Raw genomic sequence first — 24,443 nt, forward strand, 5'->3', positions numbered from 1 at the left:
GATGTCGAAGGCCTCCGTCACGCGCCCCGAGCGCGTCCTGTTCGTGCACGCCCACCCCGACGACGAGACCCTGTCGTCCGGTGGGACGATCGCCACCCTGCTCGAGCTCGGCGCCGAGGTCACCGTGTTGACGGCGACCCGTGGTGAGCGCGGCGAGATGCTCACCGAGCGGCTCGCGCCCCTCGCCGGTGACGCGCAGCGCGTCGCCGCGCACCGCGAGACCGAGATCGACGCGGCGCTCGCGGCCCTCGGCGGCCCCGTGCACCTGTGGCTCGGCGGCCAGGGGGCGCGTCCGACCGACCTGCCGGAACGCCGGTACGTCGACTCCGGCATGCAGTGGGGACCGGACGGCCGGGCGACCGCCGCCGACGACGCCCCCGCCGACTCGCTGACCGCCGCCGACCTCGGCGAGGTCGTCGACGACGTCCGTGCCGCGATCCGCTCCACGGGGGCGGACGCGGTCGTGAGCTACGCCGACGACGGCGGGTACGGACACCCCGACCACGTGCGCGTGCACCACGCGGCCCGGTACGCGGCCCGGGCGGAAGAGGTCGCGTTCTCGATGATCGTCGCCCCGGACGACGGAGACGCCGACGTCACCGTCGACGTCCTGCCGGTGCGGGCGAAGGTACGCGCCGCCGTCGAGCAGTACCGCTCGCAGGTGACGGTCGACCCGGTGGACCCCGCCGACCCGACGGCGCTGTCGTGGGTCATGCCGCACGGCGTCCGCCAGCACGCCCCCGCGGTCGAGGCCTTCCGGCACGACGCCGACCCGCAGCCCCCGGCACCGCAGACCTACGCCGAGATGTCCGGCCAGGGCAAGGTCGCGGCGGTCGCCGTCGCACTCGTGCTCGGGCTCGTCACCGGGGGGCTCGGCACGGTGACGCACCAGCAGACCATCGGTGCCGCCGCGTTCCCGATCGGCATGGTGATCACCACGCTGCTCGTGGTCGGGCTCACGGTGGGCATCCGGCTGCTGTACCGGTCGCGGGCCATGGTCGCCGCGATCGGCATCGGCATCCTCGTCGCCACGCAGGTGCTCGTCTCGGTCGGTGGGCAGGGCTCGCCGCTCGTGCTGGCGAACGCCGCCGGGTACGTCTGGACGTTCGCACCCGCCGTCATCGCCGCCCTGGTGCTCGCGTGGCCGGACCTGTCGGGGCTGCGGTCCCGGACGGCCCCGGGCTGCGAGTAGACTCGAACCCGCTCGTCGAAGGGAGCACCCGAACCGTGACCTACGTGATCGCCCAGCCCTGTGTCGACGTCAAGGACCGCGCCTGCATCGACGAATGCCCCGTCGACTGCATCTACGAGGGCGACCGGTCGCTGTACATCCACCCCGACGAGTGCGTCGACTGTGGTGCGTGCGAGCCGGTCTGCCCGGTCGAGGCCATCTACTACGAGGACGACCTGCCCGACGAGTGGGCCGACTACTACAAGGCCAACGTCGAGTTCTTCCAAGAGGTCGGCTCGCCCGGTGGTGCCGCGAAGGTCGGTGTGATCCACAAGGACCACCCGGTCGTCATGGCCGAACCGCCCCGCGGCTGAGCCGGACACGCACGTGGCGCTCGACCTGCCCGACTTCCCCTGGGACCAGCTCGTCCCGTTCAAGCAACGTGCGGCGGAGTACGAGGGCGGCATCGTCGACCTGAGCGTCGGTTCGCCCGTCGACCCGACGCCCGAGGTCGTCCGACGGGCACTCGCCGACGCCACCGACGCGCACGCCTACCCGCAGGTCGCCGGTACCCCGGCCCTGCGGCAGGCCATCGCCGACTGGTACGGCCGCCGGCACGGGGTGACCCTGACCGAGGCGCACACGCTGCCGACGATCGGCTCGAAGGAGTTCATCGCCGGTCTGGCGCTCTGGCTCGGCATCGGCACCGGCGACACCGTGGTGTTCCCGGCGGCCGCCTACCCGACCTACGAACTCGGGGCCGCCCTGGTCGGCGCGGACGCGCTCGCCTCGGACGACCCGGCGGCGTGGCCGGCGACGACGAAGCTGGTATGGCTGAACTCGCCCGGCAACCCCGACGGCCGCGTGCTCTCGATCGACGACCTGCGCGTCGCGGTCGCCCGGGCCCGCGAGCTCGGCGCCGTGATCGTCGGCGACGAGTGCTACGCCGAGCTCGGATGGGACCCGGAGTACGCGACCACCCCGACCCCGACGATCCTCGACCCCCGTGTCGTCGGCGACTCGGTCGACGGCGTGCTCAGCGTGTACTCGCTGTCGAAGCAGTCGAACCTGGCCGGGTACCGCGCGGCCTTCGTCGCCGGTGACGCCGAGATCCTGGCCGACGTGCTCGCCGTCCGGAAGCACGCCGGGCTCATGCCGCCCCTGCCCGTGCAGGAAGCCATGGTCGTGGCGCTCGCGGACCAGACCCACGTGCAGCAGCAGAAGGCCCGCTACCGTGCGCGCCGGAACATGCTCCGACGGGCACTCGAGGGCGCCGGCTTCCGCATCGACCACAGCGAGGCCGGGCTGTACCTGTGGGCGACCCGGGGCGAACCCGCGCTCGACACCGTGTCGTGGTTGGCCGACCGCGGGATCCTCGTCGCGCCGGGCACGTTCTACGGTGTGGCCGGGGGAGAGCACGTCCGGGTGGCCCTGACGGCGACCGACGAGCGCATCGCAGCTGCGGCACAGCGGCTCGCCAGCAGCCGACGGCTCGGCACCGCCCAGCCCGGAGCGCAATCGGTGGTTCCCACCAAGTCGTGACCTCCGAGGTGTGCACGAGCGACAGACGCCGCGATTAGGCTGTCATCGTGACTGACACTGCCAACGACGCTCAGAAGACGGCCACACCGCCCACGACGCCCGTGCCCGTGAGTCCCGCCGCCGAACAGACGGGCGAGACCGCGACGCTGACGTACCCGGGCGGCAGCGCGGAGTTCCCGATCCTGCCGAGCGTCGACGGCGCGTCCACGATGGACATCTCGACGTTCAAGAAGCAGACCGGCATGAACACGCTCGACTACGGGTTCGTGAACACCGGGTCCACCAAGAGCGCCATCACCTACATCGACGGCGACCAGGGGATCCTTCGGTACCGCGGCTACCCGATCGACCAGGTCGCGTCGAACTGCACGTTCCTCGAGGTCGCGTGGCTCCTGATCTACGGCGAGCTGCCCAGCGAGTCCGAGCTCGCCGACTTCGACGCCCGCATCCGTCGTCACACCCTGCTGCACGAGGACCTCCGTCGCCTGTTCGACGCCCTCCCGCACTCGGCGCACCCGATGTCCGTGCTGTCCAGCGCCGTCAGCGCCCTGTCGACGTACTACGAGGACGACATGGACGTCGACGACCCGGAGAAGGTCGAGCTGCAGACCGTGCGGCTGCTCGCGAAGCTGCCGGTGATCGCCGCCTACGCGCACAAGAAGTCCATCGGCCAGGCGTTCCTATACCCGGACAACGGCCTGTCGTTCGTCGACAACTTCCTGCGCCTGAACTTCGGCACCATGGCCGAGACGTACCAGCCGAACCCGGTGCTGTCGAAGGCCCTCGACCGGCTCCTCATCCTGCACGAGGACCACGAGCAGAACGCCTCCACGGCGACGGTGCGCATGGTCGGCTCGACGAAGGCGAACATGTTCGCGTCGATCTCCGCCGGCATCAACGCCCTGTACGGCCCGCTGCACGGCGGCGCGAACGAGGCCGTGCTCGAGATGCTGCAGCAGATCAAGGACTCCGGCGAGCCCGTGCAGCGCTTCGTCGAGCGGGTGAAGAACAAGGAGCGCGGCGTGAAGCTCATGGGCTTCGGACACCGCGTGTACAAGAACTACGACCCCCGCGCGAAGCTCGTCAAGGAGTCGGCGGACGAGGTCCTCGAGTCCCTCGGCGTGCAGGACGACCTGCTCGACATCGCGAAGGAGCTCGAGCAGATCGCGCTGAGCGACCAGTACTTCATCGACCGCAAGCTCTACCCGAACGTCGACTTCTACACCGGCATCATCTACAAGGCGATGGGCTTCCCGCCGCGCATGTTCACGGTGCTGTTCGCGATCGGCCGCCTGCCCGGCTGGATCGCGCAGTGGCGCGAGCTGAACAACGACCCGCTCAACAAGATCGGTCGCCCGCAGCAGCTCTACGTGGGTGCCCCGAAGCGGGACCTCCCCGCGCGCTGACGCACTCGGTGACGGACAGGAGGCACGGTGCCAGCTGGCACCGTGCCTCACTTTCGCCACGGGGGCACGCTGAGCCCGTCGCCTCCTCGCGGACGCCTCGGGCTCAGGGCCGCTTGCGGTGGCGGCGAATCGCGGTCCCGGTGAGCAGGATGGCCGCGAAGAGCGCGACAGCACCCAGAGCGTTGCTCGTCCACAGTCCGGCCGTCGCCGGCGACGTCGTGATGACGACGCCGAAGGCGACCAAGCAGATGCTGACGACGATCGCGACGAGTACGCGCATCAATTCGCTCCGATCTGTTCTGGTCTCACACACAACGAGGGTTCCGTGAACCGTTGAAGGGGTAGACGCGGAGCGACTTCGATCCGCACCGAATGCCGTTGGTGGTCACCGCCCACGTCGCGGCGGCGATGATCGCTCCAGCCACCACGCAGAAGGTCCCCGCGCTGATCGCGCAGACGGCCGCGCCGAGGGCCCAGCCTGCACCGCTGATGATGGCGGATTGATCAGTCGCATTGAAGGAGACGTAGGTTCCGTACTTGTCGCTGCCCGCACCGAGACGAGCTCGGGGATCGCTCTGCACGAGGTCGAACGAGAAGCCGTCTCCGAGCTCGACGGTCGTCGTTCGCTCGCCGTCGCTTCCGACGCGCTCGTCGGTGACGTACCCGCCTGCGCGGGCTTCGGCAACGGCGACATCGAGCTGCTCTGACGTGATGTTCGCCAGCGGTTGCGACATCGCGGTCGCGGTCGGGCCGCTCAGTGCTGAGCGGCCCTCTGCGTGAGCAGACGGAGCGATGAGCAAGCTCGACGCAATGATGGCGACAGCTGATCCGATCGCCGTACCGGTGGTGCGAAGTGACATCTTCTTCCCCTTGATCTCGAGGCGTCGCTACAGTGCGGCGCCGATTTCACCGTAGGAGAGTTGATGTTTGACGCGCAAGAGGCTACATATCAGCCAATCGCTCCCGTGGTGGAGCTCAGCTACGCGTGCAGCGCGGTGTTGAGCTGGATGCCCTCGCCCGCGCGCTGCAGGGCCTCGACCGCACCGGACAGGCTGTTGCGGCGGAACAGGACGTTCGGGGCGCCGGAGAGCTCCGCCGCCTTGACGGTCTTCGGCGTGCCGTCCGGGTTCGGGGCGGCGCCGACCAGGACGACCTTCGTGCCGGCCGTGACGTACAGGCCGGCCTCGATCACGGAGTCGTCGCCGAGCGAGATGCCGAGGCCCGCGTTCGCGCCGAGCAGTGCGCGGTCGCCGAGGGAGACCCGGTGCGTGCCACCGCCGGAGAGCGTGCCCATGATGGACGCCCCGCCGCCGATGTCGGTGCCGTGTCCGACGACGACGCCCTGCGAGACACGGCCCTCGATCATGGCGTCGCCGAGGGTGCCGGCGTTGAAGTTCACGAAGCCCTCGTGCATGACGGTCGTGCCCGGCGCCAGGTGCGCGCCGAGGCGGACGCGGCTGGCGTCGCCGATGCGGACGCGGTCGGGCACGACGTAGTCCAGCAGGCGGGGGAACTTGTCGATGGCGTGCACGGCGATGCCCGCGCGCTGCAGCGACGGGCGCAGTCGGGTCAGGGTCTCCGGGTGCACCGGTCCGGCGTTCGTCCACGCGACGATCGGCAGGTACCCGAAGATCCCGTCGAGGTTGATGGTGTTCGGACGCACGTGCAGGTGGCTGAGCAGGTGCAGGCGCAGGTACGCGTCCTCGGTGCTGGTCGGTGCGGCGTCGATGGTGACCTCGGTGGTGACGGCCTCGATCCGGACCTCGCGGCGGGGGTCGTCGCCCACGTGCGCCTGCAGCTCGGCGGGGAATTCCGCGTCGGTCGGTAGCGCGCCGAGGTGCGTCTCCGGGTACCAGGTGTCGAGCGTCGTGCCGTCGGCGGCGATCGTCGCGAGGCCGTGGCCCCAGGCGTGCGTCGGGCGGTCGGCGGCGGTCGGGTCGGTGGCAGCGGTCGTGTCGGTCACCGCACCAGGGTACCGACGCCCTGGACGGGAGCACCGGACCGACCGGACGGACGCTGCGGACCGGCACCGTGCCTCCCGGACCGCCGTGCCGTCGGCCAGCGCGACGCAAGCGGCGGCCGATAAGGTGACCGCATGCCGGAGCAGCTCGACCTCACCGCCTCGTCCATCGACATCACCCGTGCCATCTGCGACATCGAATCGGTGTCGGGGAACGAGCAGGCCCTCGCCGACGCGATCGAGGCGGTGCTCACGCCGCTGTCGCACCTCGAGGTGATCCGCGACGGTGACGCGATCGTGGCACGCACGAACCTCGGGCGCGACCGCCGTGTCGTGATCGCCGGACACATCGACACCGTGCCGCTCAACGACAACCTGCCGACCGAGTTCCGCACCGCCGAGGACGGCACCGAGATCCTCTGGGGTCGCGGCACCGTGGACATGAAGGCCGGCTGCGCGGTCCAGCTCAAGCTCGCGTACGACCTGGTTGCGCCCTCCGTCGACGTCACGTGGGTCTGGTACGACCACGAGGAGGTCAGCGACCTGCTGAACGGCCTCGGTCGTCTGGCCCGGACCCGTCCGGAGCTGCTGGCCGCCGACTTCGCCATCCTGGGGGAGCCGTCCGGCGCGCAGATCGAGGGTGGCTGCAACGGCAACCTCCGCGCCGAGATCCGCACGTTCGGCAAGCGTTCGCACAGCGCCCGCAGCTGGATCGGCGACAACGCGATCCACAAGACGGCACCGATCCTGGCGACCCTGGCCGCCTACGAGCCCCGCACCGTCACGGTCGACGGGCTCGAGTACCGCGAGGGCCTGAACGCCGTCGGCATCAGCGGCGGCATCGCGGGCAACATCATCCCGGACGAAGCGATGGTGCACGTGAACTACCGCTTCGCGCCCTCGCGCTCCGCCGACGAGGCCGTTGCCCACATCCGCGAACTCTTCGACGGGTACGAGGTCACGATCGTCGACCTGGCCGCCGGGGCCCGACCGGGCCTCGACGCCCCGCTCGCACAGGACTTCGTGGCCGCGGTCGGTGGCCCGGAGCCCCGTCCGAAGTACGGCTGGACCGACGTCGCGCGGTTCTCGGCGCTCGGGGTGCCCGCGGTCAACTACGGCCCGGGTGAACCCGTCTTCGCCCACCACGACGACGAGCAGGTCCCGGTCGCGCAGATCACCGCGGTCGAGGCCGGCCTCCGTCGGTGGCTGACGGCCTGACGACGGCCGGGGTCTCCCGGCCGACCCCTGCGCGCACCCGCTGGCGCGCCCGGTACCGGGTCGTGCCGTGGTGGGTCCGCATCACGGTCGTCTACGTGCTCGCCCGGTTCGTCACCGGACTGATGATGCAGGCGTTCGCGAGCGTGCAGGCGGCGAACTCGTTCACCGTCCAGCGCCCGGGGTACCTGTCGTTCGCGTCCGTCTGGGACGGCGCCTGGTACCGCGTGATCGCGACCGGTGGCTACCCGTCGACCCTGCCGGTGGACGCCGCGGGGCACGTGACCGAGAACGCGTGGGCGTTCATGCCGGCGTACCCGTTCCTGGTGCGCGGCCTCATGCTGCTGACCGGAGCGTCGTTCGAACTCGTCGCGGTGTCGGTGTCGTTGCTCGCCGGACTCGGCGCTGCGCTCGTGTTCCGCCGCCTGATGGGGCGCTTCCTCGACCCGGCACGGGCGACCTTCGCCACCGTGCTGTTCTGCGTCGCGCCCGTGTCGGCGATGTTCCAGGTCGCGTACGCCGAGTCGATGGGGCTGTTCCTGTTGCTCGTCGCGCTCCTGCTCATGGTCGGCCGGCGGTGGTGGACGATGCTGCCCGCCGTGCTGCTGCTCGGCATGACCCGGCCGACCGGGCTCGCCTTCTCGTTGCTCGTCGTCCTGTTCGTCGGCGCATGGGCGATCCGGCCCGCGTGGGTGCGGTCGTCGGAGCCGCTCACCCTGCGCCGCCTCGTGCCGCCCGCCGTGGTCGCGGTGGTGTCCGGGTTGGTGGGCCTGGCGTGGCCGGCGATCGCCTGGGCCGTCACGGGGGTCCCGAAGGCGTACACCGACACCGAGCTCGCCTGGCGGTCGTCGTACGTCGGGTGGCAGGAGCTCGTCCCGTTCGCGCCGTGGATCCAGGGCTTCGGCTGGTGGTTCCACCAGCCGGCCGGCGGGATCCTGCTGGCCGTCGTGGTCGTCGGCTTCGCGGCGTTCGTCTGCATGCCCGCGGCACGTCGGATCGGGATCGAGCTGCGGCTCTGGGGCATCGCCTACGTCGTGTACCTGCTCGCCGTGTTCTTCCCGCAGTCGAGCACGTGGCGGATCCTGGTGCCGATCGCGCCGCTGCTCGGCATCGTGGCGCTGCCGCGGTCACGCGTGTACCGGGTGGCCGTCGTGGTGGCGTTCGTCGGGCTGCAGTGGGTCTGGCTGTACTCCTGCTGGTGGATCGACGGCTACGACTGGACCCCGCCGTGATCGGCGCGGCGCTCCCGGGCCTGGGCGCGGGCCAGGAGTCGTGCAGCGGGGCCGCTCCGCTCGCGCTTCGGCACCGTCGCTGACATCGGTTCCGGGTCACCCGGCCGCCAGTTCGCCGCCGCCACGACCATCGCGTTGACGGTGGCGATGAACGGCACGGCGAAGAACGCGCCGACGACCCCGGCGATCGTCGTGCCCGCGGTCACCCCGAGGACGACCCCGAGCGGGTGCACCTTCACGGCGGTACCGGTCAGGAACGGGTGCAGCACGTGGCTCTCGAGCTGCTGCACCACGACCACGATCCCGAGCATCACGAGCGCCGGCACCCACCCGTTGAACACCAGGGCGATGAGCACCGCGACCGCACCGGCGACGATCGCGCCGACGACGGGGACGAACGCACCGAAGAACACGACGACGCCGATCGGGATCGCCAGGGGGATCTGCAGGGCGAGCGCGCCGATGGTCACGCCGAGGGCGTCGGTGACGGCGACCACCAGCTGGACACGGATGAAGCTCGTCAGGGTCTTCCATCCGGCATGCCCGGCGACGTCGATGCGCGCGCGGGCACGGCGCGGGAAGAGCCGAACGACCCAGCCCCAGATGCGCGGACCGTCGATGAGCACGAACAGCGTCGTGAACACGATGATGAACAGCCCCTCGAGCACGTGCACGGCGCCGGTGCCGGCGGCCTGGAACCCGGACAGGATCGTCGAGGCGTGCGCCTGCAGGTAGTCGAAGCCGTTCGACACCCATCCGTCGACGTCCTTCGCCGTGATCCCGAACGGCTCACTGTCGAGCAGGGTCCGAAGCGACTGCACGCTGTGGTGGAGTCGGCGTTCGAGGGACGGCAGGTCGGACCGCACCTGCTCGGTGACGAGCAGCGCGAGCCCGCCGAGTGCCAGCACCAGGGCCACGAGGCTCGACAGCACCGCCGTCCACTTCGGCCACCGGTGCCGCTGCAGGAACGACGACATCGGCATGAGCAGCGCGCAGACCAGCAGCGCGATGAGGAACGGCACCACGATGTCCTGCAGCAGCACGACCAGGGCCACGAGGACCGCGAGCCCGGCACCCACGACGAGGATGCGCCAGGTGAACGCCGCGCCGATCCGCAGGCCGGCGGGCACGGCGTCGTCGGACCGCGCGGTCCGCTCGGGTCGTCCGCTGGGGGACTGACGGCGCGTGGAGCGGATGTTCGGCATCCGCCAAGGTTACGAACGCAACCCGCGAAGATCCGCCGATCCGACACCCCCAACCTGGGCGGTTTCGCAGTTGCCCCATCAATACGAGATAATGAGCGGGCATGTACTGCACGAAAGGGGACATCTGATGGCAGCCATGAAGCCGAGGACCGGTGACGGGCCGATGGAGGCTGTTAAGGAGGGTCGACTCATCATCGTGCGGGTTCCGCTCGAAGGAGGAGGCCGCCTGGTCGTCTCGGTCAACGATGCCGAGGCCAAGGAACTCCATGACGCACTCGCTGAGGTCGTCTCGGCCTAGTAGTCGAAAGCACCAGTACGACGGGCCCGGAGCGTGTACGCGCCGGGCCCGTCGTCTGCGTCCGGCAGGATGGCCTCGTGTCGAGGACCCACATGCCGATCCGCCGCGTCGAGGAGTACCGCGACCCGGACCCGATGCCGCGCGACGTCTGGCCGGCGACGCTGCCCCCGGTGCGGCAGCTGCTCGACGAGGGGCTCGACCTCGACCCCGTGACGGTGTTCGTCGGCGACAACGGTGTCGGCAAGTCGACCCTGATCGAGGCCATCGCGCTCCGTTTCGGGATGTCCCCGGAGGGCGGCTCCACCCTGGCGAACCACTCGACTCGCCCGTCCGAGTCGGACCTGTGGGAGCACATCGTCCTCCGCCGTGACTTCGGTGCGCCCCGCGGCGGCTTCTTCCTGCGCGCCGAGACCATGCACGGCTTCTTCACGTACCTCGAGGACCACCCGAACCACTCCCGCCCGGAGCCGGTGTTCCACGAACGCAGCCACGGGGAGGCGTTCCTCGACTTCGTCATCGACCGCGCGCAGTGGCCGGGGCTCTGGATCCTCGACGAGCCCGAGTCGGCCTTGTCCTTCTCCGGGTGCCTGACGCTCATCGCGCTGCTGCGGTCGATCGTCGACAGCGGGGTCGGACAGGTCGTGCTCTCGACGCACTCGCCGGTGCTGGCGGCGTTCCCGGGCGCGACGATCCACGAGGTCGGCGAGTGGGGGTTCCGGCGCACCGAGTGGGAGGACCTCGACCTGGTGCGCAACCAGCGCTCGTTCCTCGAATCACCCGAGCGGTACCTCCGGCACCTCGAGTGACCGACGGTCAGGGTGACGCAGCGTGCGCTACGCGGTGACCTTCGTCAGCTGCAGCAGACCGTCGCCCGCCGGCGAGAGCGCACTCCGCACCGCGCCCGACGTCGACACCTCGGTGAGCAGCAGCCGGAAGTCAGTGGTCGCCCGGTCCCGCTTGACGGGATCGGCCACGCGCCCGCGCCACAGCGCGTGCGGCACCAGGACGGTCCCGCCGAGGCGCGCGAGCCGCAGTCCGTGTTCGACGTACTCGATGACGTGCTCGGGGTCGGCGTCGACCAGGACGACGTCGTACGACGCCTCGTTCATCCGGGGGAGCACCTGGTTCGCGCGGCCCGGGATGAGCCGGATCCGGGCGGGGGCGGTGCCGGCGCTGATGTAGGCGTCACGGGCGAACTGCTGGTGGTCGACCTCGACGTCGATCGTGGTCAGGGTCGCGTCCGGCGCGCCGCCGAGCAGGTACAGCCCGGAGACTCCCAGGCCCGTCCCGATCTCGATGATGCTCGTGGCTCGGGACGCTGCGGCGATGACGCCGATCTGCGCGCCGATCGCGGGCGAGATCGCCTCGACACCGAGCTCCAGGGAGTGCTCACGAGCGCGGGCGATCGCCTCGGACTCCGAGACGATGTCCTCGGCGAACTTCCAGTTCGACTCTTTCTCTGACACGCACACTCCGTTCGGATGACAACTCTAGGGGTGCATCCGAGCCGCACGGGTTAGGCTCGCTCACGTGAACATCCCGCTCGACAAGATCCTGATCATCGGGATCATTGCCGTGCTCTTGCTCGGGCCCCAGCGCCTGCCGATGTACGCCCAGAAACTGGCCGAGTTCGTGAAGGCCGTCCGCCGGTTCGCCGACACCGCGAAGGAGCGGATGCGCGACGAGATGGGCCCCGAGTTCGACGACATCGAGTGGCAGAAGCTCGACCCGCGACAGTACGACCCCCGCCGGATCATCCGCGATGCACTCCTCGACTCCGGCGGCGCCAGCAGCGCCGCAGCGGTCCAGACCGCGCAGGTGACCGCGTCCAAGGTGCGCGCGACGGCTCCCGTCGTGCCACTGGCCGTGGGGGAAGCGCCACCCTTCGACGCGGAAGCGACCTGACGCCCGTCACGTGACGACACGGCGGACGGGAGGCCCGGTGCCAGCTGGCACCGGGCCTCCCGTCTTCCTGTGGTGCTGACCACCGCCAGTCAGCTACCGCAGGTCGGCGAGGAACCGGTCCGTCCAGGCGAGCGCCGGTGCGCTCGGGACGGAGCTGCAGGTCGGCGATGCCGTGGTCGAGGCGCAGGGCGTGTCCCGGTCGAGCGACCAGGAGTGGATCCCGGCGAGGCCGTTCGCCTTCGCGTAGGCGGACAGGGTGTCGACGTCGGCGAGGGTGAAGACCTCGTCGGTGGTGTCGTTGACGCCGATCATCGGGGTGACCTCGATCTTCGACGACGCGATGCCGTACGTGTGCTGCAGGTTCGTGACGGCCTGGATCGCCGACTTGCCCATCTGACAGGTGGAGCCGGAGAGCACGCAGTTCGCGGCGGTCGCGCGGCCGAAGTCCATCGTCATGAGGTTGATCGTGTAGTTCGTCAGGGTCGACGCCTTGATCGCCTTCACGGTGGCGTCGCCGGTGCTGTTCAGCCCGCCGTACGAGCCGTCGCTGGCGGCCAGGGTCGCGAGCGTGAACGAGAAGCGCATGCCCGGGTACTTCGCCTGGGCGAGGGCAGCGGCGCTCACCAGGTTCTGGACGTCCGAGGCGGACTGGCCGCTCTCGATGTCGAAGTCGACGCCGATCATGTGCGGGGTGGCGTACCGGGCGATGAAGCTCTGCAGTGCCGCGCCCGAACACTTGAAGGAGCCGGCTGCGCCACCCGTGCTCACGATGTAGTCCACGCCGGCGGCGTCGAGCTTCGGGATGTTGGCGTTCGCGAAGGCATCCGCCGCGACACCGCCCCAGTTCTCGCTGCCGCACGTGCCGGTCGCGAAGGCGAGGGTGATGGCCTTGAGGCCGGGCTCGCGGGTGGACACGAGGCTGTTGCTCGACCCGACGACCGGGATGCGGGTGCCGGTGACGGCGGTGTTCATGACGTTCGTGTTCCAGTCGAGGTTCACGGTGATGTCCTTGTACGGGCTGAACACCAGTCCCTTGGCGGTGCCGCCGCTCCCGCCCGTGCCCGGTGTCGTCGTCCCCCCACCGGGCGGCGTGGTGCCGCCGCCGGAACCGGTGCAGGCCCCGGCGGAGGCCCACGGCTGGCCGCTGCCCGTCGCCCCCGAGTGGGTCGCCGGGTCGTCGCCCTGCGTCCACCAGTTCGCGGTGTAGTTCGTTCCGTTCTCGCTGACGGTGGCTCCGCCGTTGTAGGCGGTGCCGGCGCTCCAGGTGGTCGCGCAGGTCGTCGCGGCGAGGGCTGGCGCTGCTGCAAGCGAGCCTCCGGCGACGATGACGGCGGCGATGGTGGCCACGAGGCCCGATCGCACGCGGGTGTTCTGGTTCACACGGTTCTCCTGTCCTCGGCCGGACGTCCTCGTCCGACGGGTGGAGCCCTGACGGTCACATTCCGCAAGGGCATTGTGCAATGCCCTTGCATAATGCTCCGGGGTGGAACGACCTGTCCATGAACGAACGTACAGGCGTGCGTCAGGTGGACGGGCGATGCCCGAGTCGTCAGTCGCGGGTGGCGACGATCGTGTAGGTCAGCGGGATCCGGTCACGATCGACGTCCGGCCACGCCCACGAACCGTCGCCGGTGTCCTCCATGCGGGGACTGAAGCGCCAGGGCAGGGTGCGCCCTTCATCCAGGCGCCGGAGTCGGAGACCGGCGCCGAGCAGGGCGTTCACGATCTCGGACAGCGGGTGCGGCCACTCGAACGTCCGGGTGTTCGCGACGGTGCCGTCGCCGGCGTAGGTCCCGGCGTCGTCCCACTGCTGCGCGGTGCCGTCCGGGAAGTACCGGTACCGGGTGACGAGTTCGTCGGCGGTCTCGTCGAGGGCGTAAAGCGCGGGGTGGCCGTCGCGGATGAAGAACACCCCGCCCGGGCGCAGCAGGCCGGCGACCTGGGCGGCCCAGCGGTCGAGGTCGGGGAGCCAGGTGATCGTCCCGATGCTCGTGTAGACGACGTCGAAGTCGCCGGTGACCGCGGCACGGGCGTCGAGCACGTCGGTCTCCACCCAGGTGATGTCGAGGCCGAGCCGCGTCGCGAGGCCGGCAGCGGACGCGAGTGCCGCGGGGGAGAAGTCGACCCCGGTGAGCCGGGCGCCCTCTCGGGCGAGCGACACGGTGTCGGTACCGATGTGGCACTGCAGGTGGCAGACGTCCAGGCCGGCGAGCGATCCGTTCGGCAGCCAGGGTGTCAGCGCCGGCAGGTCGTCGCGCACGACGTCGGAGCGGCGCGTCGGGTCGGACAGCTCGTCGATCGCGTAGGCACCCTCGTGGATGGGGACCCGGTCGTCCCAGTTCGCCCGGTTCGTGTCGCGGGCGCGGTCCCAGTCGACGCTGACGTGATCCATGCTCATGGCAACGAGCCTAGGACAGCGACAGGCCGAGCTTCCGTCCGGCCAGGCCGCGCCCCATGGTCGTGATGCCGTCGGCGATCGCGGCGAGTGCGACGGCCGCGGGGTCCTCCGGCACGCCGAGCACCACGGGCAGGCCGCTGTCCCCGCCCTCGCGGAGCGGCACGGAGAGCGGCACGCTGCCGAGCACCGGGACGGGGGCGTCCTGGCCACGGGACAGCCGGGCCGCGGTCTCGGCGCCGCCGCCCTCGCCGAACAGGTGCAGGACCGAGCCGTCGGGCTGCACGAGCCCGGCCATGTTCTCGATGACCCCGATCACCCGCTGGCCCGTTTGCCGAGCGACGATCCCGCTGCGCTCGGCGACGTCGGCTGCGGCGGCCTGGGGAGTCGTGACGACGAGGACCTCGGCGTGCGGGAGCAGCTGGCCGACCGAGATCGCGACGTCGCCGGTGCCGGGCGGCAGGTCGAGCAGCAGGACGTCCAGGTCACCGAAGAACACGTCGGTCAGGAACTGGTTCACGGTGCGGTGCAGCATCGGGCCGCGCCAGGACACCGCGGTGGAGGCGTCGTCGACGAACATGCCGATCGACACGACCTTCACGTCGTGGGCGACGGGCGGCAGGATCATGCTGTCCACGCGGGTCGGACGCGGCGCGACACCGTGCTCGTCGGTGAGCCCCATCAGCCCGGGGATGCTGAAGCCGTGCACGTCGACGTCGACGATCCCGACCCGCAGGCCCCGTCGGGCGAGCGCGACGGCGAGGTTGGCGGTGACCGTCGACTTGCCGACACCGCCCTTGCCGCTCGTCACGGCGATGACCCGGGTGAGCGAGTCCGCCGTGAACTGGATGCCGTTCGGCCGGCCGGCGCGCAGGCGCTCGGTGAGCGCGGCACGCGTCGCGGGGGCCATCACCGAGACGTCGACCTCGACCGACGACACCCCGTCCACGGAACCGGCGGCGACGCGCACGTCGCGCTCGATGGTGTCGGCGGCGGGGCACCCCACGATCGTGAGCTGCAGGTCGACGCGCACCGCGCCTCCCGGCTGCACGTCCACCCCGCGGATCATGTCGAGCTCCGTGACGGGCCGACGGATCTCGGGGTCGATCACGCGGCCGAGCGCAGCGAGGACCGCCGTGCCCAGCTGCTCGTCGGCGGGAGCCGCGTCAGCCACGGGTGGAGCTGCCGGGCTCGTTCGCGTAGCCGGCGTCGTCGGCGTCGCGCCGGTCGAGTTCCTCGAGCAGGGATCGCAACTCGGCACGGATGAAGTCCTTCGACGCCATGTCGCGCATCGCCAGCCGGAGCGCCACCACCTCGCGCGCCAGGTACTCGGTGTCCGCCAGGTTCCGCTCGGCGCGCTGCCGGTCCTGCTCGAACTGCACGCGGTCGCGGTCGTCCTGCCGGTTCTGCGCGAGCAGGATGAGCGGCGCGGCGTACGAGGCCTGGAGCGACAGCACCAGGGTCAGCGCGGTGAAGCCGATCGCCGCCGAGTCGAACTGCCACGGCTTGGGCGCGAGGGTGTTGTAGCCCATCCAGACCACGCAGAACAGGGTGAGGCCGATGAGGAACCACGGCGTGCCCATGCCACGTGCGATGCCCTCGGTCGCGCGACCGAACGTGTCGCCGCGTCCGCCGCGGCGCCGGGTCGGGAGCACGCGCGTGCGCATGCCCTTGGGGGAGTCGAGGCGGACGTCGGAGCGCTCGCGATCGCGACGGTTCTCATCCGTTCGGGCCACGGGTGGTCCTCCTTCCCGTCGTCACGGGTGTCTTGCGCGGGCGTTGGCGTGGAAGCGGTGAGGGTTCCCCCTCGCCCTGACTTCGCCAGTCGTCCGGCAGGACGTGGTCGAGGACATCGTCGATCGTCACCACCCCGACGAGGCGGTGGGCGTCGTCGACCACGGGGACGGACAGCAGGTTGTAGGTCGCCATCACACGGGTGACCTCGGCGGCGCTCGCGTCGACCCGGACCGGTTCGGTCTGCTGGTCGATGAGCGTGCCGAGCCGTTCGTTCGGCGGGTAGCGGAGCATGCGCTGGAAGTGCACCAGCCCGAGGAACCGGCCGGTCGGCGGCTCGTACGGCGGCAGCGTGACGCACACCGCGGCACCGAGCACCGGGGCGAGGTCGTGGCGGCGGACGAGCGCGAGCCCCTCGGCGACGGTCGCGTCGGCGGAGACGATGACGGGCTCGGTGGTCATCAGACCACCGGCGGTGTCCGGCTCGTACTCCAGGAGCATGCGGACGTCCTGCGCCTCCTCCGGCTCCATGAGCTGCAGGAGCGCCTCGCTCCGTTCGTCGGAGAACTGCGCGAGCACGTCGGCGGCGTCGTCGGGCTGCATCTGGTCGAGCACGTCCGCCGCGCGGGCGTCCTCGAGCCGCGACAGGATCTCGACGCGCTCCTGGTCGGGCATCTCCTCGAGCACGTCGGCGAGCCGGTCGTCCGGGAGTTCCTCGGCGACCTCGAACCGGCGTTCCTCCGGCAGGTCGAGGAGGGTGCTCGCCAGGTCGGCGGGCACGAGGTCGGAGTACGCGGCGATGACGTGCTCGGCGGACTGGGCCTCGCCGGGGAGCTCGTCCTCGGTGACCTCGTTCCACGTCGCGAACGTCGTCGGGCCCTTGCCGAACGGCGACGGCGTGGTCTTCGGCTTGCGGAGGAAGAGCTGCGCGACCTCCCAGTCGCCCTGCCCGCGGTCCTCGATCGCGACGTCCTCGATGGTGGCGCGGATCCGCTGGCTCTTGATGAGCACCTTGCGGCCGAGCATCTCGGCGATCACCCGGACCTCGCCGCCGCGCTGCTCGAAGCGGCGCATGTTGACGAGCCCGGTGGTGATCACCTGGCCGGCACCGATCGAGGTGATGCGCCCGACGCTGACGAAGATGCGGCGCTTGCCCGGCACCTCGACGATCAACCCCACGACGTGCGGGGGATCGGCCCGGCGGTAGACCACCAGGACGTCCCGGACCTTGCCCACGCGGTCGCCCGCGGGGTCGAAGACGGAGCACCCGGCGAGGCGGGCGACGAAGACCTTCGTGGCGCTCACCCGACCCAGCGTAGTCGGTGTGCGTGGTGGCGCTTCCCCGGCGGTGCACGTGCGATCGCAAGGTGTGCGGTGAATGATGGCTGTGTGAGCAATCAGAGTCCCTTCGCCGGCAGGACCGCCCAGGCCTTCCCGACGTTGCCCAAGGGCGACGTCCTCGGCACGTACGACAGCTACCCCGACGCCCAGCGCGTCGTGGCGAAGCTCGCCGACGCCGACTTCCCGGTCAACCAGCTCTCGATCGTGGGCAACGACCTGAAGACCGTCGAGCGTGTCACCGGCAAGATGACCTACGGCCGCGCGGCGATCGCCGGAGCGCTGTCCGGGCTCTGGCTCGGCATCTTCTTCGGCATCGTGCTCACCCTGTTCTCGCCGAGTGCCGGCGGCCTGATCCTCGCCGCAGCGATCATCGGCGCCGCGTTCGGCATGCTCTACGGCATCGTCTCGTTCGCGATCACGAAGCGGCAGCGGGACTTCACGAGCGTCCACCAGGTGCTGGCCACGAACTACCAGATCGTCGTCAACCCGCAGCTGACCGGCCAGGCGCAGCGGATCCTCGGCGAGCACGGCGCGACGCCGTCCACGCACTGGAACGAGCAGCCCCAGCAGGGCGCTCCCGGTGCGCCCGTGCAGGGACAGCAGCCGTGGCGTCCCGCCCCGCCGCAGCAGTCGCCGTACGGCGGACACGCCACGCCCCACCAGCAGCCGGGAGGCCCGCATCAGCCCGGCACGTCGGCCCCCGGCGGGCAGCCGGATGCGCCCACCGCCCCGCCGCGGTACGGCACGAACGACGGGCCCCGGTACGGGGAGAACGCAGACCCGGCAGCTGCCGCTCCCGCCGACCGACCCACCTCGGGCGGGCCGGCGATCCCCGAGCGTCGTCCGCAGGACCCGCCGCAGTACGGCGAGCGGGTGCCCGGTGCGACGCCGCCGGCACCGTCGTCCCCGTCGTCCTCGAAGGGCGACGAGCGCGCCTGACCCCTGCGACCTCCGGGTCTGCCGGCTGGGTCCTACAAGACCTTCGAGTAGCAGATCGACAGCGGGGCACCGACGTACGGGCCGAAGTTGGCGATGCGCGTGAAGCCCTCGCGCTCGTAGAACCCGACGGCGCGCTTCTGCTCGTTCCCCGTCTCGAGCACGAGCGCGGGTGACCCGAGGTCGAGCGCGGCCTCTTCGAGCCGGCGCAGCAGCGCGGCTGCCACGCCGGAGCCGCGGGACTCCGGCCGGACGTACATCCGCTTGATCTCGGTGATGCCGTCGGCGACGACCCGGAGACCGCCGCACGCCAGGGGGGTGCCCGCCTCGTCGCGCGCCACGAAGAACACCGCGATGGAGTCGGCCGTCGGCTTCTCGCCGGGTTCGGTGTCGCCCCCGTAGGCGCGGTCGATCTCCAGACGCTGCGCGGCACGGAGTCGTTGCGCGTCCGGGGAGTCGAAGTGCTCGACCTCGATCGAGAACTGCGGCGTGCGGGCGTCGGTGGAGGCGTCGGGCGTCGTCACCCGCTCAGGCTAGCGGCCGGAGCGGGCGATCCACCCCTCCACTTCCGAGGGGGTCCTGGGGATGCCGACCGACAGGTTCTCGGCGCCGTCCTCGGTGACCAGGATGTCGTCCTCGATCCGGACGCCGATGCCGCGGAACTCCTCGGGCACGGTCAGGTCGTCCTGCTGGAAGTACAGGCCGGGCTCGATCGTGAACACCATGCCGGGCTGCACGACGCCGTCGATGTACATCTCGCGACGGGCCTTCGCGCAGTCGTGCACGTCGAGGCCGAGGTGGTGGCTCGTGCCGTGCACCATGTAGCGGCGGTGGAACTGGTTGTCCGGCTCGAGGGATGCTGCTGCCGAGACCGGCAGGAAGCCCCACTCGGCGGTCTTGCGGGCGATGACCTCCATCGCGGTGGCGTGCACCTGGCGGAACGTGATGCCCGGCTTGACGATCGCGAACGCGGCGTCCGCCGCCTCGAGCACGGCGTCGTAGACCATGCGCTGGACGGGGGAGAACGTGCCGCTGACCGGCAGGGTGCGGGTGATGTCGGCCGTGTAGAACGAGTCGACCTCGACCCCGGCGTCGATGAGGATCAGGTCACCCGGCTGGACGGCACCGTCGTTCCGGGTCCAGTGCAGGATGCAGGCGTGGTGGCCCGAGGCGGCGATGGTGTCGTAGCCGACCGTGTTGCCGTCGGCGCGGGCCCGGCGGTTGAAGGTGCCCTCGACGATGCGTTCACCGCGAGGATGCGCGAGGACGGCGTCGAAGTCGGCGATGACGTCGTCGAAGCCGTGCTTCGTGGCGTCGACGGCCTTGCGGAGCTCGTTAATCTCGTACGCGTCCTTCACCAGGCGCTGCTCGGACAGGTCACGGGCGAGGACGTCGTCGGTGGCCGGTGCGTCGTCGGTCTCCGGCGCGCCGCCGACGGCGCTGCCGAGTCGTGCGTCGAGGGTGCGGGTCAGGTCGTCGTCGGCCTCGCGCACCAGCAGCGCCGAGGCGTCGAGCCCGTCGGCGACGGCCGGGAAGGCACCGAGGTCGGCCGTGGCCAGCCCGAGGTCGGCGGCGACGGCGTCGAGCGAGGGACGCGGGCCGACCCAGAACTCGCCGATCTCCGGGTTCGCGTAGAACTCTTCCGAATCACGACCGGCCGTGGCGCGGAAGTAGAGCGTGGCGTCGTGCCCGGAGCCGTTCGGCGTCATCACGAGGACGGAACCGACGACCGTGTCGGTGCCCCACCCGGTCAGGTGGGCGAACGTGGAGTGCGGGCGGAACGGGTAGTCGCAGTCGTTCGAGCGGACCTTGGCCTGGCCGGCGGGGACCACGATCGTGCGGCCCGGGTGCAGCTCGGAGATGCGCGCACGACGCTCGGCGGCGAAGGCGGCCTGCTCGCGGGGCGCGGGGATCGTCTGCTCGCGGTCGGCCCACTGGGACCCGATGAAGTCCTTGAAGGTCGAGGACCCTGGGGTCGTGGAACGGTTGCTCGTCGCGCGGGGAGTCGTGTCGGCCATGGCTCCATCATCGCACCGCGCTGCCCCGGCGTCCTCTGCGGCCCCGCACCTGTGGATAGCATTGTCGACGTGCCCGACCCGTTCATCGACCTGCACGCGCACTCGAGTGTCTCCGACGGCACCGAGCGACCCGCGGAGCTCGTCCGAGCGGCCGCGGCCGCCGGCCTGGACGCCGTCGCGCTGACCGACCACGACACGACCGCCGGCTGGGCCGATGCATCGGAGTCCGCACGTGCGCTGCCGTTGACGCTCCTGCCGGGTCTCGAGCTGAGCACGCGCATCGGCTTCCGCAGCGTGCACGTCCTCGGCTACCTCGTCGATCCCCAGGACCCCGGCCTGGTCGAGGAGACCGACCGCATCCGCGACGGCCGCCTCTCGCGTGCACACCGCATGGTCGACCGCATCGGTGCGGACCACCCGATCACCTGGGCCGACGTGCTGGCGCAGGCGAGTCCCGGGGCCACCATCGGCCGCCCGCACATCGCCGACGCGCTCGTCGCCCGGGGCCTCGAGTCCGACCGGAGCGCGGCGTTCCGCGGCATCCTGCACCCGGCGTCCGGCTACTACGAACCGCACGAGGCGCCGTCGCCCCTGCGCGGTGTCGAACTCATCCGACAGGCCGGCGGCGTGCCGGTCATCGCGCACCCGGCGGCGTCGTCGCGGGGGATCGTCATCGACGAGCCGATGCTCCGCGACCTCGTCGACGCCGGGCTCGGCGGGCTCGAGGTCGACCACCGCGAGAACCTCGCGCACGGCAAGCGCACCCTGCTCGACTGGGCGTCGCGCTACGGCCTGTTCGTCACCGGCTCGAGCGACTACCACGGCACCGGCAAGCCGAACCGGCTCGGCGAGCACCGCACCGCTCGGGCCGCGTTCGACACGATCCTGTCCGAGGCCACCGGCAGCGCACCCGTGGTCGGCCCCGGCTCACGCCTGTCCTGACGCAGTCCTGACCCGTCGCGCTGTCTCACCGAAGCGACAGATCTCGCACGGCGCGGCCTGACCGATCCGCGAAAGCGACAGATTCCCGCCGACAGTTCGCGGCGATCTGTCGCTTTCGCGGGCGCGGTCGGCGGGTGGAGACGACGAAGGGCCCGTCGCGTCAGCGACGGACCCTTCGGTCTGGAGGCGCTACTCGCCGTCCGACGAACCCTGCGGTGCCGAGGCGGTCGCCGAGGCATCGCCGGTGCCGGCACCGCGACGGCGGCGACGGCGGCGACGCTTCGCGGCGCCGTCTGTGGTCCCACCCTCGGTGGCCGACGTGTCGTCGGTGGGCGCGGAGGTCGGAGCCGTGGACTCGGAGGCAGAGGCCTGCGAGGCGGGCTGCTCCGCGCCTCCTGAGCGGGTGCGGCTGCGCGACCGCGAACGCGAGGCGTCACGCGGACCGGAGGCCGGACGGTCGCTGCTGCGCTTCTCGGCAGGGGCACCCGCCGACGCTGCGTGCGACGAGGCACCGGGCAGACGGCCCTTGGTGCCCTTCGGGATGTCGAGCTCCTCGAACAGGTGCGGCGACGACGAGTAGGTCTCGACGGGCTCGGGGATGCCGAACTCGAGGGCCTTGTCGATCAGCGTCCACTTGTGCAGGTCGTCCCAGTCGACGAACGTGACCGCGATGCCGGTCTTGCCCGCACGACCGGTGCGGCCGGCGCGGTGCAGGTACGTGTCCGGGTCGTCCGGGATCGTGTGGTTGATGACGTGCGTGACGTCGTCCACGTCGATGCCGCGGGCGGCGACGTCGGTGGCGATGAGCACGTCGCGCTTGCCGGCCTTGAAGGCGGCCATCGCGCGCTCGCGCTGCTCCTGGTTGAGGTCGCCGTGCACTGCTGCGGCGTTGAACCCGCGGTCCTTGAGCTCCTCGACGAGCTTCGCCGCCGCACGCTTGGTGCGGGTGAAGATCACGGTCTTGCCGCGGCCCTCGGCCTGGAGGATGCGGGCGATGACCTCGTCCTTGTCCAGGGAGTGCGCGCGGTAGATGAGGTGCTTGATGTTGGCCTGCATGAGGCCCTCGTCCGGGTCGGTCGCCCGGATGTGCACCGGACGGCTCATGAACCGGCGGGCGAGGGCGACGATCGGCGCGGGCATCGTCGCCGAGAACAGCATCGTGTGCCGCACCTCGGGGATGGCCTGGAAGATGCGCTCGATGTCCGACAGGAAGCCCAGGTCGAGCATGCGGTCGGCCTCGTCGAGGACGACTTCCTGCACGTGGGACAGGTCGAGGAGTCGCTGGCGCTGCAGGTCGATGAGTCGCCCGGGCGTGCCGACGACGATCTGGGCGCCCGCCTTGAGCTGCTCGATCTGACCCTCGTACGCCTTGCCGCCGTAGATCGCCGCGATGGTCGTCGGGCGGTTCGAGGTGGCGACCTCGAGGTCCTCGGTCACCTGGACCGCGAGCTCGCGGGTCGGGACGACGACGAGTGCCTTGACGCCGGGTGCCGGGTCGGCTCCGAGGCGCTGGATGAGGGGGAGGCCGAACCCGAAGGTCTTGCCGGTACCGGTCTTGGCCTGGCCGATGATGTCCTGGCCGGTGAGGGCGAGCGGGATCGTCTGCTGCTGGATCGGGAAGGGCTCGAGGATGCCCTTGCCCGCGAGCGCGTCGACGATGTCCTGCTCGATGGAGAGGTCTGCGAAAGTCAAAGAATCACCTTAGTTCTGGTGGAAGTCCCGGCCAGTCTACCGATGGGCGGGTGGAGCGGGGCGCGAGGCGGTTCCCGCTATGCTCTCCGGGTGGTGTCGTGGTGGAACCGGAAGCGCGCGGCGCAGCTCGCAGCAGCGTGGCTCGCGTCGCGGAACCCGCGAGGCGCAGCCCAGGTCAAGCGCCTGGCGCTCGACGACGTCACCCCCGAGCTGGACGTGTACCTCGGCCAGGCCGCGTACCTGCAGCTCTCCGTCTACGAGACGATGGGTCGCGCCGGTGCCTCGGCGCCGACGCTGTCCGGTCGCCTGGTGACCGGCGTGCTCGCGACGACGGCCCTCGACCGGCACCGCACCATCGTCGCCGAGATCGAGCGCAACGGTTCGGACCCGGCGGCACTGATGGCGCCGCACCGCGAGGCGATCGACCGGTTCCTCGAACGCACGAGCGGTGCCGACTGGTACGAGTCGATGCTGACCGGCTACGTCACGGCCGGCATCCTGAACGACCTGTTCGGCAACCTGCTGCGCTCGCTGCCGAACGACGTGCGGCAACGGCTGCGCTCCGTGTTCGACGCGCGTGAGGAACCCGCGGTCGTCGAGGAACTGACCGCCCGGATCGAGGACGACCCCGAGGTCGGTTCGCGCCTGGCGATGTGGGGCCGACGGCTCGTCGGGGACACCCTGCTGGTGGCGCGGTCGGCCCTGGCGTCGCACGCGCGTGAGGACCAGGAGCGGCTGGAGCCGGTCTGGACGGAGCTCATCGCCGCGCACACACGCCGGATGGACGCGCTCGGCCTGACGGCCTAGACCCCGCGGGCCTTGAGTCGTTCGTAGTACTCGACGTCGCTCTTGTCACGGCGCGTCCCGAGCAGCCACTCGACGACGAGGGCGACGACGCCCGCACCGACCAGGGCCACCACCCAGATCCAGGTGGCGTCGTACTGCCAGCCGGCCCAGGTCAGTGCCTCCCACAGGACGGCAGCGGCGATGCCGCCCACGGCGGGCCCGATCAGGACGCCACGACTAGCGCGCCACGGCAGGACCACGTGCGCGATCCCGCCGATGATCAGGCCGCCGAGGACGGCGAAGAGCAGTTCCACGTCGTCAGGCGACGAAGCCGATGCGGCGTGCCTCTTCCGCGCCGACCTCGACGTACGCCAGGGCGGCGACCGGCACGATGAAGCGGCGGCCCTTCTCGTCCTGGAGCGACAGGTGCGTCGCCTTCGACGCGAGGGCCTCCGACACGGCCTTCTCGATCTCGTCGGCGGTCTGGGCGGTCTCGAACGCGATCTCGCGCGGGCTGTTGATGATGCCGATCTTGATGTCCACGAGCACAGCGTATCCGAGCCGTCCCGGAGGACATCGGACGTTCGCCGCGGGCGCACTCGACGGCCGGGGTGCACGCCGCGCCCGCGCCCGACCGGGTGGTGTCGGCGGTCGTGGGTACCGTA

The 24,443-nt window shown here is 71.0% G+C and carries 27 protein-coding genes; 12 read left to right on the plus strand and 15 right to left on the minus strand.

Going from position 1 to position 24,443, the window contains the following annotated elements:
* Position 1: 1 nt before the first annotated feature.
* From ACGH48_RS05095 to ACGH48_RS05110, 4 genes are all read left to right on the plus strand, one after another.
* Positions 2 to 1,192: a PIG-L family deacetylase gene (locus ACGH48_RS05095; RefSeq protein ID WP_396290421.1), complete on the plus strand. Its 1,191-nt coding sequence runs from the start codon at positions 2 to 4 to the stop codon at positions 1,190 to 1,192.
* Positions 1,193 to 1,227: 35 nt separating this feature from the next.
* A complete protein-coding gene (fdxA, locus tag ACGH48_RS05100; RefSeq protein ID WP_069711637.1) occupies positions 1,228 to 1,545 on the plus strand; it encodes a ferredoxin in 318 nt (105 codons plus the stop codon).
* A gap of 13 nt (positions 1,546 to 1,558) precedes the next feature.
* Positions 1,559 to 2,713, plus strand: a complete 1,155-nt coding sequence (dapC, locus tag ACGH48_RS05105) for a succinyldiaminopimelate transaminase (RefSeq protein ID WP_340197357.1) — start codon at positions 1,559 to 1,561, stop codon at positions 2,711 to 2,713.
* 107 nt (positions 2,714 to 2,820) lie between these two features.
* Positions 2,821 to 4,119 (plus strand): citrate synthase, encoded by a 1,299-nt coding sequence (locus ACGH48_RS05110; RefSeq protein ID WP_123313623.1) that lies wholly within the window; start codon positions 2,821 to 2,823, stop codon positions 4,117 to 4,119.
* Between the two features lie 103 nt (positions 4,120 to 4,222).
* Here ACGH48_RS05110 and ACGH48_RS05115 read toward each other — a convergent pair whose 3' ends face one another.
* The 3 genes from ACGH48_RS05115 to dapD all read right to left on the minus strand — a co-directional run bounded on the left by ACGH48_RS05115 (position 4,223) and on the right by dapD (position 6,082).
* Complete coding sequence (locus ACGH48_RS05115; RefSeq protein WP_396290422.1) at positions 4,223 to 4,399, minus strand: DUF308 domain-containing protein; 177 nt, start codon at positions 4,397 to 4,399, stop codon at positions 4,223 to 4,225.
* 25 nt (positions 4,400 to 4,424) lie between these two features.
* Entirely contained in the window at positions 4,425 to 4,919 is a 495-nt protein-coding gene (locus tag ACGH48_RS05120) for a hypothetical protein (protein ID WP_396290423.1), read from the minus strand.
* Between the two features lie 179 nt (positions 4,920 to 5,098).
* A complete protein-coding gene (dapD, locus tag ACGH48_RS05125) occupies positions 5,099 to 6,082 on the minus strand; it encodes a 2,3,4,5-tetrahydropyridine-2,6-dicarboxylate N-succinyltransferase (RefSeq protein ID WP_396290424.1) in 984 nt (327 codons plus the stop codon).
* Between the two features lie 132 nt (positions 6,083 to 6,214).
* Between dapD and dapE the strand changes: the two genes are divergently transcribed.
* Positions 6,215 to 7,297 (plus strand): succinyl-diaminopimelate desuccinylase, encoded by a 1,083-nt coding sequence (gene dapE / locus ACGH48_RS05130; protein ID WP_123313337.1) that lies wholly within the window; start codon positions 6,215 to 6,217, stop codon positions 7,295 to 7,297.
* The gene (locus ACGH48_RS05135; RefSeq protein WP_396290425.1) at positions 7,282 to 8,526 is read left to right on the plus strand and encodes a hypothetical protein; all 1,245 of its coding nucleotides are present in this window, start codon (positions 7,282 to 7,284) and stop codon (positions 8,524 to 8,526) included. The genes dapE and ACGH48_RS05135 overlap by 16 nt, the downstream gene beginning before the upstream one ends.
* Here ACGH48_RS05135 and ACGH48_RS05140 read toward each other — a convergent pair.
* Positions 8,505 to 9,731 (minus strand): AI-2E family transporter, encoded by a 1,227-nt coding sequence (locus tag ACGH48_RS05140; protein WP_396290426.1) that lies wholly within the window; start codon positions 9,729 to 9,731, stop codon positions 8,505 to 8,507. The genes ACGH48_RS05135 and ACGH48_RS05140 overlap by 22 nt on opposite strands.
* A 127-nt stretch (positions 9,732 to 9,858) precedes the next feature.
* Here ACGH48_RS05140 and ACGH48_RS05145 point away from each other — a divergent pair, with 127 nt between their 5' ends.
* Entirely contained in the window at positions 9,859 to 10,029 is a 171-nt protein-coding gene (locus tag ACGH48_RS05145) for a DUF3117 domain-containing protein (protein ID WP_017887054.1), read from the plus strand.
* 77 nt (positions 10,030 to 10,106) lie between these two features.
* The gene (locus tag ACGH48_RS05150) at positions 10,107 to 10,835 is read left to right on the plus strand and encodes an AAA family ATPase (protein WP_340197364.1); all 729 of its coding nucleotides are present in this window, start codon (positions 10,107 to 10,109) and stop codon (positions 10,833 to 10,835) included.
* Positions 10,836 to 10,862: 27 nt separating this feature from the next.
* Here ACGH48_RS05150 and ACGH48_RS05155 read toward each other — a convergent pair whose 3' ends face one another.
* Complete coding sequence (locus ACGH48_RS05155; RefSeq protein ID WP_123294100.1) at positions 10,863 to 11,495, minus strand: O-methyltransferase; 633 nt, start codon at positions 11,493 to 11,495, stop codon at positions 10,863 to 10,865.
* Positions 11,496 to 11,559: 64 nt separating this feature from the next.
* Between ACGH48_RS05155 and ACGH48_RS05160 the strand changes: the two genes are divergently transcribed.
* Entirely contained in the window at positions 11,560 to 11,934 is a 375-nt protein-coding gene (locus ACGH48_RS05160; protein WP_123313339.1) for a twin-arginine translocase TatA/TatE family subunit, read from the plus strand.
* 93 nt (positions 11,935 to 12,027) lie between these two features.
* Here ACGH48_RS05160 and ACGH48_RS05165 read toward each other — a convergent pair whose 3' ends face one another.
* From ACGH48_RS05165 to ACGH48_RS05185, 5 genes are all read right to left on the minus strand, one after another.
* Positions 12,028 to 13,314, minus strand: a complete 1,287-nt coding sequence (locus ACGH48_RS05165) for a carbohydrate-binding protein (RefSeq protein WP_396290427.1) — start codon at positions 13,312 to 13,314, stop codon at positions 12,028 to 12,030.
* Between the two features lie 169 nt (positions 13,315 to 13,483).
* Positions 13,484 to 14,332: a class I SAM-dependent methyltransferase gene (locus tag ACGH48_RS05170; RefSeq protein ID WP_396290428.1), complete on the minus strand. Its 849-nt coding sequence runs from the start codon at positions 14,330 to 14,332 to the stop codon at positions 13,484 to 13,486.
* 10 nt (positions 14,333 to 14,342) lie between these two features.
* Positions 14,343 to 15,503: an Mrp/NBP35 family ATP-binding protein gene (locus tag ACGH48_RS05175; RefSeq protein ID WP_396290429.1), complete on the minus strand. Its 1,161-nt coding sequence runs from the start codon at positions 15,501 to 15,503 to the stop codon at positions 14,343 to 14,345.
* Positions 15,496 to 15,996, minus strand: coding sequence for a DUF1003 domain-containing protein (locus ACGH48_RS05180; RefSeq protein ID WP_111085044.1), 501 nt, complete (start codon positions 15,994 to 15,996; stop codon positions 15,496 to 15,498). Before ACGH48_RS05180 ends, ACGH48_RS05175 begins: the two co-directional genes overlap by 8 nt.
* Positions 15,997 to 16,048: 52 nt before the next feature.
* Positions 16,049 to 17,368: a magnesium transporter MgtE N-terminal domain-containing protein gene (locus ACGH48_RS05185; RefSeq protein WP_396290430.1), complete on the minus strand. Its 1,320-nt coding sequence runs from the start codon at positions 17,366 to 17,368 to the stop codon at positions 16,049 to 16,051.
* Positions 17,369 to 17,452: 84 nt separating this feature from the next.
* Here ACGH48_RS05185 and ACGH48_RS05190 point away from each other — a divergent pair, with 84 nt between their 5' ends.
* Entirely contained in the window at positions 17,453 to 18,343 is an 891-nt protein-coding gene (locus ACGH48_RS05190) for a general stress protein (protein ID WP_396290431.1), read from the plus strand.
* A 32-nt stretch (positions 18,344 to 18,375) separates the two neighbouring features.
* On the opposite strand, the gene ACGH48_RS05195 is transcribed toward ACGH48_RS05190, so the two are convergent.
* Both ACGH48_RS05195 and ACGH48_RS05200 read right to left on the minus strand, forming a co-directional pair.
* Positions 18,376 to 18,864: a GNAT family N-acetyltransferase gene (locus tag ACGH48_RS05195; RefSeq protein WP_123313345.1), complete on the minus strand. Its 489-nt coding sequence runs from the start codon at positions 18,862 to 18,864 to the stop codon at positions 18,376 to 18,378.
* A gap of 9 nt (positions 18,865 to 18,873) precedes the next feature.
* The gene (locus ACGH48_RS05200; RefSeq protein WP_396290433.1) at positions 18,874 to 20,358 is read right to left on the minus strand and encodes an aminopeptidase P family protein; all 1,485 of its coding nucleotides are present in this window, start codon (positions 20,356 to 20,358) and stop codon (positions 18,874 to 18,876) included.
* A gap of 69 nt (positions 20,359 to 20,427) precedes the next feature.
* Between ACGH48_RS05200 and ACGH48_RS05205 the strand changes: the two genes are divergently transcribed.
* Positions 20,428 to 21,300 carry a PHP domain-containing protein gene (locus ACGH48_RS05205; RefSeq protein ID WP_396290434.1) on the plus strand — a complete coding sequence of 291 codons (873 nt, stop codon included), beginning with the start codon at positions 20,428 to 20,430 and terminating at the stop codon, positions 21,298 to 21,300.
* Between the two features lie 189 nt (positions 21,301 to 21,489).
* Here the strand turns inward: ACGH48_RS05205 and ACGH48_RS05210 are convergent, their stop codons facing one another.
* Positions 21,490 to 22,992 carry a DEAD/DEAH box helicase gene (locus tag ACGH48_RS05210; protein ID WP_396290436.1) on the minus strand — a complete coding sequence of 501 codons (1,503 nt, stop codon included), beginning with the start codon at positions 22,990 to 22,992 and terminating at the stop codon, positions 21,490 to 21,492.
* A gap of 93 nt (positions 22,993 to 23,085) precedes the next feature.
* On the opposite strand from ACGH48_RS05210, the gene ACGH48_RS05215 reads away from it, so the two are divergent.
* Complete coding sequence (locus tag ACGH48_RS05215; protein ID WP_260233092.1) at positions 23,086 to 23,799, plus strand: ferritin-like domain-containing protein; 714 nt, start codon at positions 23,086 to 23,088, stop codon at positions 23,797 to 23,799.
* Here ACGH48_RS05215 and ACGH48_RS05220 read toward each other — a convergent pair.
* Entirely contained in the window at positions 23,796 to 24,092 is a 297-nt protein-coding gene (locus ACGH48_RS05220; protein ID WP_396290438.1) for a hypothetical protein, read from the minus strand. The genes ACGH48_RS05215 and ACGH48_RS05220 overlap by 4 nt on opposite strands.
* A 4-nt stretch (positions 24,093 to 24,096) precedes the next feature.
* Positions 24,097 to 24,321 carry a DUF3107 domain-containing protein gene (locus tag ACGH48_RS05225; RefSeq protein ID WP_111084998.1) on the minus strand — a complete coding sequence of 75 codons (225 nt, stop codon included), beginning with the start codon at positions 24,319 to 24,321 and terminating at the stop codon, positions 24,097 to 24,099.
* Positions 24,322 to 24,443: the final 122 nt, after the last annotated feature.

Source organism: Curtobacterium pomorum, from assembly GCF_044497295.1.
Classification (GTDB): domain Bacteria; phylum Actinomycetota; class Actinomycetes; order Actinomycetales; family Microbacteriaceae; genus Curtobacterium.

What these genes read in the sequence shown, in the direction of transcription:
- ACGH48_RS05095 (WP_396290421.1), top strand. Translation starts at nt 2, where the DNA reads ATGTCGAAGGCCTCCGTCACGCGCCCCGAGCGCGTCCTGTTCGTGCAC.
- ACGH48_RS05115 (WP_396290422.1), bottom strand. Translation starts at nt 4,399, where the DNA reads ATGCGCGTACTCGTCGCGATCGTCGTCAGCATCTGCTTGGTCGCCTTC.
- dapE (WP_123313337.1), top strand. Translation starts at nt 6,215, where the DNA reads ATGCCGGAGCAGCTCGACCTCACCGCCTCGTCCATCGACATCACCCGT.
- ACGH48_RS05140 (WP_396290426.1), bottom strand. Translation starts at nt 9,731, where the DNA reads ATGCCGAACATCCGCTCCACGCGCCGTCAGTCCCCCAGCGGACGACCC.
- ACGH48_RS05145 (WP_017887054.1), top strand. Translation starts at nt 9,859, where the DNA reads ATGGCAGCCATGAAGCCGAGGACCGGTGACGGGCCGATGGAGGCTGTT.
- ACGH48_RS05170 (WP_396290428.1), bottom strand. Translation starts at nt 14,332, where the DNA reads ATGAGCATGGATCACGTCAGCGTCGACTGGGACCGCGCCCGCGACACG.
- ACGH48_RS05180 (WP_111085044.1), bottom strand. Translation starts at nt 15,996, where the DNA reads ATGCGCACGCGCGTGCTCCCGACCCGGCGCCGCGGCGGACGCGGCGAC.
- ACGH48_RS05200 (WP_396290433.1), bottom strand. Translation starts at nt 20,358, where the DNA reads ATGGCCGACACGACTCCCCGCGCGACGAGCAACCGTTCCACGACCCCA.